Origin of the sequence: Zhongshania guokunii (assembly GCF_040892635.1) — a bacterium.
GTDB lineage: Bacteria > Pseudomonadota > Gammaproteobacteria > Pseudomonadales > Spongiibacteraceae > Spongiibacter > Spongiibacter guokunii.
In genome coordinates this window covers 22,275-37,079 of the sequence record NZ_JBFRYA010000017.1, presented here as the reverse complement: position 1 = coordinate 37,079, position 14,805 = coordinate 22,275, and the positions used below count along the sequence as shown (strand labels likewise).

Below are 14,805 nucleotides of genomic sequence, written 5' to 3'. Positions count from 1 at the left end.
TTTCTTACGTCTTATCTTTACAATTTGCAGATAATTAGTATTCCGCTGGAGTTCACAAACCAACGAGGAATACCAGCATGTCACAATCAAACCGAACAAATCTCCTAAGGCTTCCACAGGTAATAAGCCGCACAGGCCTTGCTCGCAGTACCATTTACGATTTGATCCAGTCATCCGATTTCCCAGCCCCAATTCCTTTAGCGGGACGCACTGTGGCATGGGTTGAGTCAAGCATCGATAAATGGATAGATGACCGTATTACTGCCGCACAACATGGAGGTGGTGAGTAGTGAGCGCAATAGTAGAACGACTAGAAAAAAACACACCCAAAGAGATGAAAGAAGCAAAGCGCTGGCTCTTATGGAGGAGTGAAGAAGCCAAAGGGGAAAAGCCGAGAAAGGTTCCCTATTATGCAAATGGGAACCGTCGCGCAGGCCCCTTGGATAGCAATTTAGATATATCGTTAATGGCATCATTTTCTGATGCCATTACAGTCTTAAAAATGAACCCTAAAAAATATAATGGCTTGGGGTTCGCCTTGGGCCTTGATGGTGGTAAGCGGTGGCAGGGGATCGATCTGGATAATGTCAGCGCTAATCCCGATCTTGCCTTGCTGGCTAAAAGCATGCCGGGCTATATTGAAAAATCTCCTTCTGGGGATGGATTTCACGCTATAGGCTTAGGGAAATCATTTCCGCCATTAGCAAGTAACACGACAGGTATCGAGGCCTATAGTGGGAGTCGCTTTTTTACTTTTACGGGCAAAAACGTTGGTGGTGATGTAGCGGATATATCCAGCTATGTTGAGAGCGTACTTAGACCTAAGCATTCTCCCAATTTCAAAAAAACTGGGGCTACCTCAACCGACGATGATTGGGACAACACTGGATGGGCTGTTACTGAAGAGCAAAAGAGCCACCTCAAGTCAGCGCTGCATCATATTCCCGCAGATGAGTATGGTCTTTGGGTAAAACTGGGTATGGCATTAGCTTCAATCGGGGATGCCGGCCGCAAGCTTTGGATTGAATGGTCTAAGACTGACGAAAAATACAACGCTGCCGAAGCTAATAAAAAGTGGCTTAGCTTCGCACCCTCCCGAACTGGCTATGAGGCTGTATTTTTAGAGGCAAAAAAACGGGGGTGGATAAACCCACTGAGTAAAATATTCACGCATTCATCAACGCATCATGAATCCAGACCTTTTCGTTTCAGCCCGGTATCGGAGCTATTGCGCGAACCAAAGCCGCTACGCTGGCTAATAAAGGATTGGGTGATGCCAGCGTCAGTAGTTTTCATGGTTGGCGCTCCTAGTACTGGCAAGTCACTGCTTGCCATTGACTGGTGTTGCTCTGTCGCGACAGGGGGCGATTGGTATGACAAACGTGTTACCAAGGGGACTGTTGTAATTATCGCTGGCGAGGGGCATCACGGCATTAGACGGAGATTGATGGCGTGGTCTATTGACCGTGGAGTTGACCTAAGTAACTCTCCATTGGTCGTATCTGACACTAGCGCCGCTCTTCTTGACCCAATCGTGTTTAATGATGTAATGGCATCACTTGATGAGGTCAGAAAAAAGTATGGGGACATTGCGTTGGTGGTGGTTGATACGCTGAACAGAAACTTCGGAGCCGGTGATGAAAACTCTGCAAAGGACGTAGGCTTATATCTACAGGCCGCCGATAGAATAAAGGATACGTTTAATTCAACGGTGCTTACAGTTCACCACTCCGGCCACGCTGAAGGTGGCCGGGCTCGGGGATCGAGCGCAATGAGAGCCGGGGCAGATATTGAATATATCGTAAAGAGCTCCCAAGCAGGTGGTCGAATCGTTTCGTGTGAAAAAATGAAAGATGCCCCTAAACCTGACAGCCTTTCCTTTGACGTGAAGGAAGTGGAGTTAGATTGGCGCAAAGATGATGGTGACCGGGAAACATCAATTGTATTTGATGTGATTGGATTTAGTGTGGGATCAAATGAGAGTCCACCCAGATTAACTGGGCATTTACGCGCAGCACTAGAAGCATTAGTCTCTTGGCCATTGCAAATTGGGTTGTTTATTCCATTAAGCAAAAGAGAGTTTCGGCAGGAATTTTACGATGCAGTCGATGGCAGTGCCGATGCACGCCAAAGAGCATTTCTTCGCAGTGTGACTAAATTGATAGACCAAGGATGCCTTGCAGTTGTTGATGAAAAGTATTGGCCCGTCACCTCAAAGCTGGCAGAGCTATGGCCTTCTGATATGTTGATCAAAGACATTGTCGGGCTTAAAGGCATTGATAGCGGACAAGCGGACATTTAGCTATATATGTCCTGTCGGCTCAGCTAGCCTAGAAGACACACAGGACACCCCCCTAAAGGGGTGCCCGGTTGTCTGGCTCAAAAGAGGGAGGGGGGAGTAAATCTCTACAACCTTAGTTGTGCAAGACCGGCGCGGCAGACTTTTTTACATGATAATGATTATCAATTATCGATTAGGCTTAGAACCCTATTAAGAGAGTCGCGCTTTTCTTCTTCAAATGATCTAACTATACCATCACGAAGAATTTTGATTTGGGGGTTGTCACTCTCGAGTTTCGCTATTGCGGTCTTTAACTCATCACGAAACATTTGGGTGTTTAAAATATTAGACTGGAATCTATGAGCATCATTTATAAGCTTAAATTCTTCTAGCTTGATTTTTTGCAATATGGATGTTCTAACCGCCTCGATAGATACACTGAGTAACGCGATTCCGCCAAAGACACTAAATGCGCCTGCAAAAAGAGCCGAGAGTGGGACAAAATCACCTACATCAGTTTTTATACCAAAACTTTCTGGAACCCACCGCAAGCTAACTTCCGCCCCGGCATAGAAACATAAAATCAGACCACATCCCGCAAGGATGAAAAATATTTTCTCTAATATTAAAAGCTTCCCAAACTTTGTGAACCGAAAGATCATGCTAGATTTCCCTCGGTATAGCATGATAATTAGCGCTACTAATGCAATCAATGCTGGTGTAGCAAATATTAAAAGCAGGAAATCCAGAGTTGTCATAAATAATTTCTGACCTGATGTTTACCCCCTACTCGTGACGAATGGAGAGCCTCAATATGGTTAATTATTATTTGGCATCATTGCCGTCAGAGCTCCGTATATTCATCATAACCTTACCATGCTTATTATATGCGACCCATGCTATTCCTCCAGCACAGATCAATACAACTAGTCTTTGCACTATGCTCGGCATATCTATTTTCCATATTGGAGTTGTCACAACAATGTAGGCAGTCATGCCAAAAAACCAAAACGACCACGTGATACGACTTTCTAATGGTATGTTGCCACGAATTTTCCCTGAGAGAGCCCAGTGGTAAACCCTCCAAGCAAACATTGCACTAACAAATAGAAAATAATAGCTAATATCGGTACTTCCGCCTATGGTCTCTTGATCGTACGAATAGCGGCCCGAACCTCTTGTCACTATCGCGCCGTCGCCAAGATCAAAATACCTAGGTAAGCCTAGAATATCTGCAAGAAGGCCTAATCCATAATCGATGAATCCAAAAGAGACAATACCTATCCCTATCGCAATTTTTTCTTTCACAATCGCCGCCCCTGTTTGTATCACCTGCTTCGAATTAGTCGTTTAACTTGCGAACAGCCTAATTGCTGGCTCATAACCCCTTGCAAGAAAAACAAATATAAAGCCGCCAATAAACAACGATGTGTGCCAGCGAGCTTGCAGTATTAAGGTGCTTTCCAAATCTTGAATTATCGGCTCATTTTTAGAAATTGATTCTTCGATTTTTATAATTGCTTGATCGATCGAAATTAATTCTTCGGTGTCTGACAACAAAACCTCTCGACTTCCGCCCTGCGCTCTTTCTTTAAAACTTTGCAACATTGAGCGATTCCGTTGCAATAAGGCTGCATTTTTATGACCAACCGGCTGCATTCGAAACCGAAGAAGCGCAATTACACCAGCGACCAATAGGCAACTCCAGCCGGATAGCTCAAAAAGAATTGGTATTTTATGCTCACCAAATTGTGCCGTCTGGATCGATAAGCCTAGCAGAGTGAAATTTAAACCGACCTGATAATACTCGTACTTCTCTTGGAGAGATCGAGCATATTCCATATTACTTCGATAAGGTGAGCTCATTTGTATTTCTTTATCTCCATATCCATTTGGTTTTAAAGAGTTCTAATCTATCTTATACCCGTATTCCAATGCTCAGCTTTTGAGGATGGTAAGCATAATTCCTACAACAGGGTAATTATACTAACTTAATTTATGTTGTCTGGGGCTATTGATATCACCCCCTGCCCTGCCCCTCGCGCTGATGTACAGGGGGTATATTTGGGGGTACATTTAAATACAAAAATAAATATACTGTTAAAATTCAATGTTTTAATTAGCCTATTAAAGTGACGCCGGCCCACCAAGTATCAAACCCCAAGTCGCAAGACTTGGGGTTTTTTATTGCCCTTTTTAAAATAGAAATATATCAAAAGTAACTTGCCTCAAACTTTCTTGTTTTGCAAAAAGCACAGATCGCAAAAACCTCGCTACCGACTATCACGTCACCAAGATGTCAGTACAGTGCTCACAAGGTCTCGTAAATATTTGTTCCAGTAAAGGGATTCGCCTATAGTCGAGGCCAGAACACGGAAGTAAGCATAAATACCCGTACTGAGGGAATAATGGCAATAGCAGCAGACGCGCCACAGAGCAGCAACTTCGCCTTTCTTAGCGAACACGACCCCATCCTAATTCAGCTTGCCGCCACTGCTGAAAATGCCTTCTATGCTGACCCAAACACCACCCTGATTAAACTACGTCAGTTTGGCGAAGCCCTTGCCCAAGACGTGTCTCTGCGTGCCGGTATCGACTTTGACGACACCACCAGTCAAGCCAATCTGTTATTTCGTTTGAATCGCGACATTAGCCTAGAGCCCGATGTACGCAACCTCTTCCATGTGTTGCGCATCGAGGGCAACAAGGCCACCCACCAGTTTCAAACCCAGCACCGAGAAGCGATGCAGGGCTTGAAGGTCGCTCGGCAGCTCGCCATTTGGTATCACAAGTCCTTTGGCAAGCAAGGCAGCGCATTTAAAGCTGGGGCTTTTATCGCGCCACAAGACCCAAGCCTGAAGCTCCGTGAGCTGCAAATACACATCGATCAGCTCAATGCTGAACTAAGCAGCAAAGCGGGTCAGCATGATGTCGAACAGCAACGTGATGCCCTGCTAGAGCAGGAGAAGACCGAATACCAGCAGCTTGCCGAACTGATGGACGAAGAGGCCCAGCACTTTAAGCAGCAGGCCGAGGCAGCGGAACAGGCGCTTGCCGCGCAAAGAACAAAGTTTGAAGCGCAGATCACCGCACTAAAAGAACAGCTCGCCACCAACACCGCACCAATAGAAAAACAGCGTCAGTCAGTTCTCAACAAAACCCAATCTGCCAGCAAAACACTGGTGTTGGATGAAGAACTCACCCGCGTGCTTATCGACCAACTGCTGATCGATGCAGGCTGGAAGGCAGACACTCAAGAGCTAACATATAAATCAGGAGCTCGACCTGAGAAAGGCAAGAACAAAGCCATCGCTGAATGGCCAACCGCAACTGGCCCAGCAGACTACATCTTGTTTGTTGGATTGACGCCCATCGCGGTAGTGGAAGCCAAACGAGAAAACAAAAACGTCGCGGGCATGATTCCCCAAGCCGAGCGCTATGCCAAAGGCTTTAAACCCGATGCCTCGGTAACACCAGCATGGCAACTCGCTGGTCGCACAATCGCGTGGCCAGACGAAAGCGACGGCCATTATCAAATCCCCTTTGTGTACTCCTGCAATGGCCGCGAATACATCAAACAACTGAAAGAACAGTCCGGCACATGGTTTCGCGATGTACGAGAAACCAGCAATCTTAGCCGCGCACTGCAAAGCTTCCACAGCCCCTCAGGCCTATTAGACTTACTCGCTAGAGACAAGGACAAAGCCCAGCAAATATTGCAAAACGAAGGCTTCACCTACTTAAAATTACGCGACTACCAAGAAAAGGCCATTGTCGCTGTTGAATCCGCCCTAGAACGCGATCAGCGCGAATGCCTGCTGGCGATGGCCACCGGCACCGGTAAAACCCACACCATCATCGGTTTGATGTACCGTTTTCTCAAAGCAGAGCGCTTCAAACGTATTCTGTTCTTAGTCGACCGTAGCGCCCTTGGTCAGCAAGCTATCGACGCATTCAATGAAGCGCCGCTGGAACAGAATCAACCCCTCAGCAAAATCTACAATATAAAAGAACTCGGTGACATGGCCGCCGAGGCCGAGACCCGCATTCAGGTGGCCACGGTGCAAGCGATGGTGAAACGGATATTTATGTCCGACACCCCTCCACCGGTTGACCAGTTCGACTGCATCATCATTGACGAAGCCCATCGCGGCTATACCCTCGACCAGGAGATGACCGAAGGTGAACTCGCGCTGCGCGACACCAGCCAATACCTGTCTAGCTACCGCCGCGTATTAGATTACTTCGATGCTATCAAGGTCGGACTCACGGCCACCCCCGCCAAACACACCAGCGACATTTTCGGCAAACCGGTCTACACCTACTCCTACCGCGAAGCCGTCGCCGACGACTGGCTAATCGACCACGAACCGCCGATTCGCTACGAAACCTTACTCAGCCAGAACGGCATTAAGTTTGAAAAAGGCGACACCGTCAGCGCAATCAACACCGCCACCGGCGAAGTAGAAGCCTCTGAATTAGAAGACGACCTAGGATTTGAGGTCGACGCCTTTAATCGCGGCGTGATCAGCGAGAACTTCAACAACGTCATCTGCCAACAGCTGGTGCAAGAGCTAGACCCCTTTGGCGATGAAAAGACCCTAATCTTCTGCGCCACCGACCTTCATGCCGACATGGTCAAACGGCTGCTGGGTGAGGCCTTTGTTGATATGTACAACGGCGACTACCCCCAAGCCGCCGTCGCCAAAATTACCGGCCAAAGCGACAAAGTTGACCAGCTCATTCGCCGCTACAAAAACGAGCGCTACCCCAATATCGCGATAACCGTCGATTTACTGACCACCGGCATCGACGTTCCTACAATCGCCCACTTGGTATTTATGCGCCGAGTGCGCTCACGCATTCTTTACGAGCAAATGGTGGGCCGCGCTACTCGCCGCTGCGACGACATTGGCAAAACCGTGTTCCGCATATACGATCCCGTTGGTATCTATGCAGCGCTACAGGAGGTTTCCACCATGAAGCCGCTAGTGCGCAACCCCAACATCACCCTCGAACAACTCTGCGACGAGCTGACCGACCCAGACAAACTAGAACAAAGCCTGAACGCCCCCGGCGAAGCACACGACAGCAGTCACGCCGACACCGTTTTGAGCCAGCTCGGCCAAAAAGTGATGCAAGTGCTGCGCAAAGCCGAAAAGAAAGCCGAGACCAAGCCACAGCTGCGCCAAAAGCTAGATGAGCTGCAATACAGCTGGGGGATTGAACCCGCCAAACTCCACCAACATCTGCACAGCCTCGGCCCCAAACAAGCTGCCGCCTTTCTTAATCAGCACAGTGGCTTTATAGACCAGCTCGCCCAAGTAAAAGCGATTATGGGCAGCGAGCGCATGCCAGTAATATCAGAGCACGAAGACGAGCTGCTAGTGCGGGAGCAAAACTACGGGGTTTACGACAAACCCCAAGACTACCTCGACAGCTTCAATCAATTTGTTCGCCAGCAGCTCAACGACTCGGCCGCCCTCAGCGCGGTGGTTAACCGGCCCCGCGACCTAACCCGCCAGCAACTCAAAGACGTTCGCCTGCTCTTAGACAATAACGGCTATACCGAACCCAGCCTGCAATCGGCATGGCGGCAGCAAACCAACCAAGACATTGCCGCCAGCATTATTGGCCACATTCGCCGCGCCGCCATCGGCGAGGCCATGATCCCTTTTGAGCAGCGGGTACAAAACGCAGTGCAAAAAATTCTTAGCCAGCACAACTGGACAGCCAATCAGCGTAAATGGCTAACTCGGCTTGGCAAACAGCTCACCCACGAAGTTATTATCGACCGCGACACCATTAACCAGATTCCCGCGTTTGAAGGCGGCGCCAAGCAATTCGACAAAGTGCTCGATAATCAGCTCGATACCGTACTCGACGCCATTAACGACGCGCTGTGGGCGGCGTCTTAATCCACAGCAATGCAGCATATGTATAGAAAACGCAATTTTTTATGCACGTCGACAGAACGTGTACATTTTTTGCGATTTTTTAAGCATGACGAGAAAACATGCATAAATTTTTACACTTTCTATACATGTCACGTTCCATATGTATAAACTATCCAAAATTCTATACATATATAATGACTGCCAATGACAACGATAATTGCCCCGCTACCCTTTCCTGACATGCCGCAGCTGGAAACCCGCAATGTGCTTAAAAAATGCGCGGAAGCCCATCGCTACCTTGCGGAACTTAAAGGTGTTGCGGCAAGCATCCCAAACGAAGCCATTCTTATTAATACCCTCACCCTTCAAGAGGCAAAGGACAGCTCCGCAATAGAAAACATTGTCACCACCCAAGACGAGCTATTCAAAGCGACACTCTTTAATGAGGGCATCACCAACCCCGCCGCTAAAGAAGTCCAAGATTACGCTATCGCGCTAAGGGCGGGATTTAGCAGTATTCGCGGCAAAGGGATTATCCGACTGGCCGACGTTTTAGACACTCAAGAAATTATCGAGAAGAACCGCGCCGGACTTAGGCGCCTGCCGGGCACTGTTCTCAAAAATGCCCTCACTGGCGAGGTCGTCTACACACCACCACAAGACCCTAACGACGTAGAAAGGCTAGTGAGCAACCTGCTCGACTACATTAACGATGACGAGCTCTGCGATGCCGACCCGCTAATTAAAATGGCCATCATTCACCACCAGTTTGAAAGCATTCACCCCTTTTACGACGGCAATGGCCGCACTGGCCGCATCATTAATATTCTCTACCTCGTGGCCAAGGGGCTGTTAGACCTGCCGGTGTTGTACTTGAGCCGCTACATCATTCAAGACAAAAGCGCCTATTACCGCGAGCTGCAAGCCGTGCGCGACGACAACAATTGGGAGCCGTGGCTACTCTACATGCTAGAAGGCGTGTCACAAACCGCCCAAACCACCATTCGGCTGGTGAACGAAATCAAGCAACTAATGGCACAATTCAAAAACACAATACGCACAGAACTGCCCAAAATTTACCGCCAAGAGCTACTAAACAACTTATTCAATCACCCCTATACCAAAATCGAATTTATGATGGACGACCTGCAAATCACCAGACTCACGGCAAGCAAATACCTAGAACAACTCGTGGAACTTGGCCTACTTCGCAAAGAAAAAATTGGCCGCAGCAATTACTACATTAACCATGCACTGGTTTCACTGTTTCTCAATTAAGGCCTAGTAAATGACCAACAACGACATTGTTCAAAAACTCTGGAATCTCTGCGACGTACTCCGCGACGACGGCATTAACTACAGCGACTACGTAACCGAGCTGGTGATGCTGCTGTTTATGAAAATGGTGCACGAGAACACCGAGTCTGACTTGCTCAAAACTCACATTCTGCCCGAAGGCTGTCGCTGGACCGACCTCAACAGCAAATCGGGTTTAAATTTACTCGACGACTACAAGCGCATACTGCTGGCGCTGTCTTCCGGCAAAGACGCGAACGGCAAGCAAGTCCACAACGACCTATTAATTTCTGCGGTATACGCCGACGCTCAAACCCGACTGCGCGAGCCGCGTCACCTAGAGCAGCTGGTAAAAGCCCTAGACCAAATCGACTGGTATAGCGCCCAGCAAGATGGCTTGGGCGATTTATACGAAGGCTTGCTTGAAAAAAACGCCAGCGAAACCAAATCTGGCGCAGGCCAATACTTTACTCCGCGCGCCCTCATCAATAGCATGGTGCGCTGCATTCAGCCCCAAGCCGGTGAAACCGTGCAAGACCCCGCGGCGGGAACCGCCGGTTTTTTAATTGCCGCCGACGCCTATATTAAACAGCACACCGACGACCTATTTAACCTGCCAGCAAAAGATCAAAAATTTCAACGCAACAAAGCCTTTCTCGGTGTAGAGCTGGTGCCCAGCACCCGCCGCATGGCCTTAATGAACTGCCTGCTGCACGGCATGGAAGGCGACGACGAAGGCGTGGTTCACCTTGGCAACGCGCTGGGTATGGTCGGCGCCAATCTCGCCAAGGCCAACATTATTTTAGCCAACCCGCCTTTTGGCACCTCCAAGGGCGGCGATGCCAGCATCACTCGCGACGACCTCACCTATAAAACCAGCAATAAACAGCTGGCATTTTTGCAGCACATTTATCGCAATTTAAAACCCGGTGGCCGCGCCGCGGTGGTCTTACCAGACAATGTTTTGTTTGAAGCCGGCGTGGGCAACGAGGTGCGCCGCGACCTAATGAACAAGTGCAATCTGCACACCATACTGCGCCTACCCACCGGCATTTTTTACGCCCAAGGCGTTAAAACCAACGTACTGTTTTTTACTAAAGGCCACCCTAAGAACAAACTCCAAGACGAAAACTGCACCACTAACGTATGGGTTTACGACCTGCGCACCAATATGCCCAGCTTTGGCAAACGCACGCCCTTTACCGAAGAACACCTAAAACCCTTTGAGAAAGTGTTTGGCAAAAAAGCCGATGGCACCTCCAAACGCAGCGAGGGCGAATGGAGCTGGAACGCCAAAGAGGCTGACGTCGTTGAAGGAGCTGCAGAAAACGATGACCTTGCCAAAAGCCGCTGGCGGGTATTCAGCCGCGACTGGATACGCGACACCAAAGGCGACTCACTCGACATAAGCTGGCTAAAAGACAAAGACAGCGTCGATGCCGCCAATCTGCCCGAGCCAGAAGCACTGGCAGCAGAAGCCATGTCGGAACTCACCGAAGCACTGCGGGAAATGGATGGATTAATGCGGGCATTGGGCGCAGGAGATGAGGCAGACGCTCAGAAGCAGCTTTTGCAAGATGTATTGGGTGTTGGGAGTGAGTCGGTCTAATGAGTAATCCCGACAGCAATGCAAAAGTGGCGCCCCCCAGCGGTCATCCCCGCGAAGGCGGGAATCCAGAACAAACTACCTTTTGGCCAACATCAACGCTTGGTGAAATCGCGAACTGGGGATCAGGCGGCACACCTTCTCGTAGCAACAGCGCTTTCTACGGCGGCAATATTCCTTGGATAAAAACCGGCGACCTCGGCCCTAAAATCATTAGAGAAAGTAGTGAATTCATTACAGAACTTGCGGTGGCAAAGTCCAGTGCAAAACACTTCCCCAAAGGTTCTGTCGCCATTGCAATGTATGGTGCAACTATCGGTAAGACATCAATTCTTGGGATAGACGCGACGACAAACCAAGCCTGTGCGGTTGGCAATCCAATCAATGGCATTACAACAAGCCTATTTCTTTACTATTTCCTTAAGAATGAAAAAAAAGCTTTTATCGCAAAAAGTAAAGGTGGGGCACAGCCAAATATTTCGCAAACTTTAATAAAAGAGCACGAAATTTCACTTCCCCCCCTAGCCGAACAAAAAATCATCGCCGACAAACTCGACGAACTACTGGCTCAGGTCGACACCCTAAAAGCCCGCCTCGACGCCATCCCCGCCACCCTCAAACGCTTCCGCCAATCCGTACTCGCTGCGGCGGTGAGCGGGAAGTTGACTAAGGAGTGGCGCGGCGCAGTCGAGTACAAAAGAGATGTAGCTACCTTAGCCCACTTTACTGATATTGACATAGGCCATGCATTTAAAAGTAAAGAATTTACAGAAACTGGAATTCGACTTCTACGCGGACAAAACATCGAACCCGGCGCGCTGCGATGGAAAGAAACCAAGTTTTTCCCTGAGGAGAAAGTCGGCGCCTTTGAACACCTGCGATTAATCGCAGGTGACATTATTCTAGCCATGGATCGCCCCATAGTTGCAGCCGGTCTAAAACTAGCCCGCGTAAAGCCTGAAGACTTGCCATGCCTACTTGTGCAACGGGTTGCACGATTTAAAAACTTCCGAGGACTAAACGCCAATTTTCTAATGTTAATTCTGGAAGATCCATCGTTCTCCAATTACTTGATACCCAATCAAACTGGCAGTGATATTCCACACATAAGCGGGAAACAGATACTTTCTTATCCTGTATCTATACCCAACCTCGAAGAACAAACCGAAATAGTCCGCCGCGTAGAAAAACTCTTCACCTACGCCGACCAACTCGAGCAGCAAGTCAAAAACGCTCAAACCCGCGTTAACCAGCTCACCCAGTCGATACTCGCCAAAGCCTTTAGAGGCGAACTCACCGAGCAATGGCGCAAAGACAACCCCGAACTCATCAGCGGCGACAATAGCGCCGCCGCCCTGCTGGAACGCATCAAGGCCGAGCGGGCTGCAGCTACACCCCCAAGAAAGGCAAAAAAAACAGCAAACCAAGGTTAAGCTATGACAACCGAAGCGAGCCGAGTGAAATAATGACCAGCCATTACCCGAACCTAAATGCGGATAAAGCACTAATCTGGCGTATAACACATCGCCAGAACATCCCGTGGATACTGGCCAATGGCCTGTACGCGGGAAACAGCGCGCCCCACTTCGACGACTGGGTGACCATTGGCAATGAAGACCTAATAGGCCGCCGAGCGCATAGAAGCGTGCCTTTGCCACCCGGCGGCGTGTTGAACGACTATGTACCTTTTTATTTCACGCCCTTCTCACCAATGATGTATAACATTCACACAGGGCGCGGTGACGTGCGGTCGGTGGCAAACCCAGACATTGTCATTCTCGTTTCAGATCTTCACAAAATATCGGCCATGGGGCTGCCCTTTGTTTTTACAGATCGCCACGCTTACCCAGTAACAGCTCAATATTTCAATAACTTAGCCTCGCTACCTGAAATCGACTGGCCGCTACTACAAGTCCGTAATTTTAAACGGAACCCTGATGACCCAGAGCAAATAGAACGCTATCAGGCGGAGGCACTTATTCATCAACACCTACCAATACAAGCGCTGCTTGGTGCGGTATGCTATACGCCACAGGTACAGCTAGACTTACAAGCGCAGGCCAAGGCTGCTGGCGTATCGCTACAAGTACACTGTTTACCAAATTGGTATTTTTGAGAGATTAGTCATGATCACCTACACAACAGGCAATTTGCTGGATGCAGACGTCGACGCGCTGGTAAACACCGTGAATACTGTTGGCGTTATGGGTAAGGGCATAGCCCTGATGTTTAAAGAACGCTTCCCCGCGAATATGGCTGCCTATGCCACAGCCTGCAAAGCTAAGGAAGTTCAGGTTGGCAAAGTGTTTGTCACCGAAACCAATGAGCTAATGGGGCCGAAGTGGATTATCAACTTTCCCACCAAACAACATTGGCGAGCCAAGTCGCAATTACAGTGGATTGTCGACGGTTTAGCAGACTTACGTAACTTCATAACCGAACACGGAGTGCGCTCCATAGCCGTCCCGCCCCTTGGCGCTGGCAATGGCGGTTTAAACTGGGCGCATGTAAAACCGCACATAGATCAAGCTCTTGGCGACTTAGACGTGAACGTTATCGTTTATGAACCAAGCGCACGCTACCAGAATGTAGCCAAGAGCAAAGGCGTGGAAACACTTACACCTGCGCGAGCCTTAATTGCGGAATTGGTACGTCGTTACTGGGTGCTAGGCATGGAATGCAGCTTAATGGAAATCCAGAAGCTGGCGTGGTTCTTAGAGCGCGCCATTGAATCTGAAGGGCTCGATAACCCGCTAGACCTCAAGTTTGAGGCACATTACTACGGCCCCTACGCTGACCGGCTGCGTCATTTATTAGACGCATTGGATGGCAGCTACCTAAAAAGCGAGAAGCGAATCAGCGATTGTGACCCTCTTGATTCGATATGGTTTAACGACGCCAAAAAAGAGGTCGTTCAGACTTACCTTAAAACCGAAGGCAAGGCCTATCTCAGTGCACTCGAGAAGACCTCCAAACTCATCGACGGCTTTGAATCACCCTTTGGCATGGAGCTACTGTCTACCGTTGACTGGCTGCTCACACACGAACACGCCGCCCCAAACGTCGATTCTATTTGGGACGGGGTTAAACACTGGCCTGCAGGTGAGCCGTGGGCGAAGCGCAAACAAAAGATATTCAACTTGCCCAAACTTGAGCTCGCACTAGATCGCTTAACCCAGACACCCTCGTTAGTGAGCCACTAATAAATTCATTCCAAAAATGCCTGCAGTAAATTAATTTGGGGGCACTTATGGGGGCACTTATGGGGGCACTTATGGGGGCACAAATTAATCTCTTAAACTTAAAACCTTTTAATATCAGTGCGTTAATACGGCTATTAAAGTGACGCCGGCCCACCAAGTATCAAACCCCAAGCCGCAAGACTTGGGGTTTTTTATTGCCTGCACATTGGAGCCACACAAAAGATGATTACCAAAATATCCCTTTAAAAACAGATTATTAGCAATAAAGAAACACAAAAAAGTGAGCGATGTTATCGTGCGATATTTATGTTACTGATTTTAAGCTGGACGGATCATAGTCGGCTTAAAGTGGGGGTATAAATTGATTTGAGCTAGCCGAAACATCCCAAACAGCCATCACCGATACCACACCAAATAGCTAAACACTGGCGCTAACCACCTGGATCGCAACGAAGGTATTTCGATTGCGCCACAGACTTAGCCGGATGTACTTTGCAAATATGTAAGCATGACAACTTAGTC

11 protein-coding genes are annotated in these 14,805 nt (G+C 48.7%); 8 read left to right on the top strand and 3 right to left on the bottom strand.

Annotation, left to right across the window (positions count from 1 at the left end):
- Positions 1-77: 77 nt before the first annotated feature.
- Entirely contained in the window at positions 78-290 is a 213-nt protein-coding gene (locus AB4876_RS16195; protein WP_368382794.1) for a helix-turn-helix transcriptional regulator, read from the top strand.
- Complete coding sequence (locus AB4876_RS16190) at positions 290-2,302, top strand: AAA family ATPase (protein ID WP_368382793.1); 2,013 nt, start codon at positions 290-292, stop codon at positions 2,300-2,302. Before AB4876_RS16195 ends, AB4876_RS16190 begins: the two co-directional genes overlap by 1 nt.
- A 161-nt stretch (positions 2,303-2,463) precedes the next feature.
- Here the strand turns inward: AB4876_RS16190 and AB4876_RS16185 are convergent, their stop codons facing one another.
- From AB4876_RS16185 to AB4876_RS16175, 3 genes are all read right to left on the bottom strand, one after another.
- Positions 2,464-3,039 carry a hypothetical protein gene (locus tag AB4876_RS16185; RefSeq protein WP_368382792.1) on the bottom strand — a complete coding sequence of 192 codons (576 nt, stop codon included), beginning with the start codon at positions 3,037-3,039 and terminating at the stop codon, positions 2,464-2,466.
- A gap of 67 nt (positions 3,040-3,106) precedes the next feature.
- Positions 3,107-3,589 (bottom strand): hypothetical protein, encoded by a 483-nt coding sequence (locus AB4876_RS16180; RefSeq protein ID WP_368382791.1) that lies wholly within the window; start codon positions 3,587-3,589, stop codon positions 3,107-3,109.
- A 42-nt stretch (positions 3,590-3,631) separates the two neighbouring features.
- Entirely contained in the window at positions 3,632-4,147 is a 516-nt protein-coding gene (locus AB4876_RS16175; RefSeq protein ID WP_368382790.1) for a hypothetical protein, read from the bottom strand.
- Positions 4,148-4,689: 542 nt separating this feature from the next.
- Here AB4876_RS16175 and hsdR point away from each other — a divergent pair.
- The 6 genes from hsdR (at position 4,690) to darG (ending at position 14,283) form a co-directional block, all read left to right on the top strand.
- A complete protein-coding gene (gene hsdR, locus AB4876_RS16170) occupies positions 4,690-8,199 on the top strand; it encodes a type I restriction-modification system endonuclease (RefSeq protein WP_368382789.1) in 3,510 nt (1,169 codons plus the stop codon).
- 183 nt (positions 8,200-8,382) lie between these two features.
- Entirely contained in the window at positions 8,383-9,456 is a 1,074-nt protein-coding gene (locus AB4876_RS16165; RefSeq protein ID WP_301030440.1) for a Fic family protein, read from the top strand.
- 10 nt (positions 9,457-9,466) lie between these two features.
- Entirely contained in the window at positions 9,467-11,083 is a 1,617-nt protein-coding gene (locus AB4876_RS16160) for a class I SAM-dependent DNA methyltransferase (protein ID WP_368382788.1), read from the top strand.
- Positions 11,083-12,513 (top strand): restriction endonuclease subunit S, encoded by a 1,431-nt coding sequence (locus AB4876_RS16155; RefSeq protein ID WP_368382787.1) that lies wholly within the window; start codon positions 11,083-11,085, stop codon positions 12,511-12,513. The genes AB4876_RS16160 and AB4876_RS16155 overlap by 1 nt, the downstream gene beginning before the upstream one ends.
- Positions 12,514-12,545: 32 nt before the next feature.
- Positions 12,546-13,196, top strand: a complete 651-nt coding sequence (gene darT / locus AB4876_RS16150) for a type II toxin-antitoxin system toxin DNA ADP-ribosyl transferase DarT (RefSeq protein ID WP_368382786.1) — start codon at positions 12,546-12,548, stop codon at positions 13,194-13,196.
- A gap of 10 nt (positions 13,197-13,206) precedes the next feature.
- The gene (darG, locus tag AB4876_RS16145) at positions 13,207-14,283 is read left to right on the top strand and encodes a type II toxin-antitoxin system antitoxin DNA ADP-ribosyl glycohydrolase DarG (protein ID WP_368382785.1); all 1,077 of its coding nucleotides are present in this window, start codon (positions 13,207-13,209) and stop codon (positions 14,281-14,283) included.
- Positions 14,284-14,805: the final 522 nt, after the last annotated feature.

Coding starts and splice junctions, on each gene's coding strand:
- AB4876_RS16160 (WP_368382788.1), top strand. CDS start 9,467: ATGACCAACAACGACATTGTTCAAAAACTCTGGAATCTCTGCGACGTA.
- AB4876_RS16175 (WP_368382790.1), bottom strand. CDS start 4,147: ATGAGCTCACCTTATCGAAGTAATATGGAATATGCTCGATCTCTCCAA.
- darG (WP_368382785.1), top strand. CDS start 13,207: ATGATCACCTACACAACAGGCAATTTGCTGGATGCAGACGTCGACGCG.
- darT (WP_368382786.1), top strand. CDS start 12,546: ATGACCAGCCATTACCCGAACCTAAATGCGGATAAAGCACTAATCTGG.
- AB4876_RS16165 (WP_301030440.1), top strand. CDS start 8,383: ATGACAACGATAATTGCCCCGCTACCCTTTCCTGACATGCCGCAGCTG.
- hsdR (WP_368382789.1), top strand. CDS start 4,690: ATGGCAATAGCAGCAGACGCGCCACAGAGCAGCAACTTCGCCTTTCTT.
- AB4876_RS16195 (WP_368382794.1), top strand. CDS start 78: ATGTCACAATCAAACCGAACAAATCTCCTAAGGCTTCCACAGGTAATA.
- AB4876_RS16185 (WP_368382792.1), bottom strand. CDS start 3,039: ATGACAACTCTGGATTTCCTGCTTTTAATATTTGCTACACCAGCATTG.
- AB4876_RS16155 (WP_368382787.1), top strand. CDS start 11,083: ATGAGTAATCCCGACAGCAATGCAAAAGTGGCGCCCCCCAGCGGTCAT.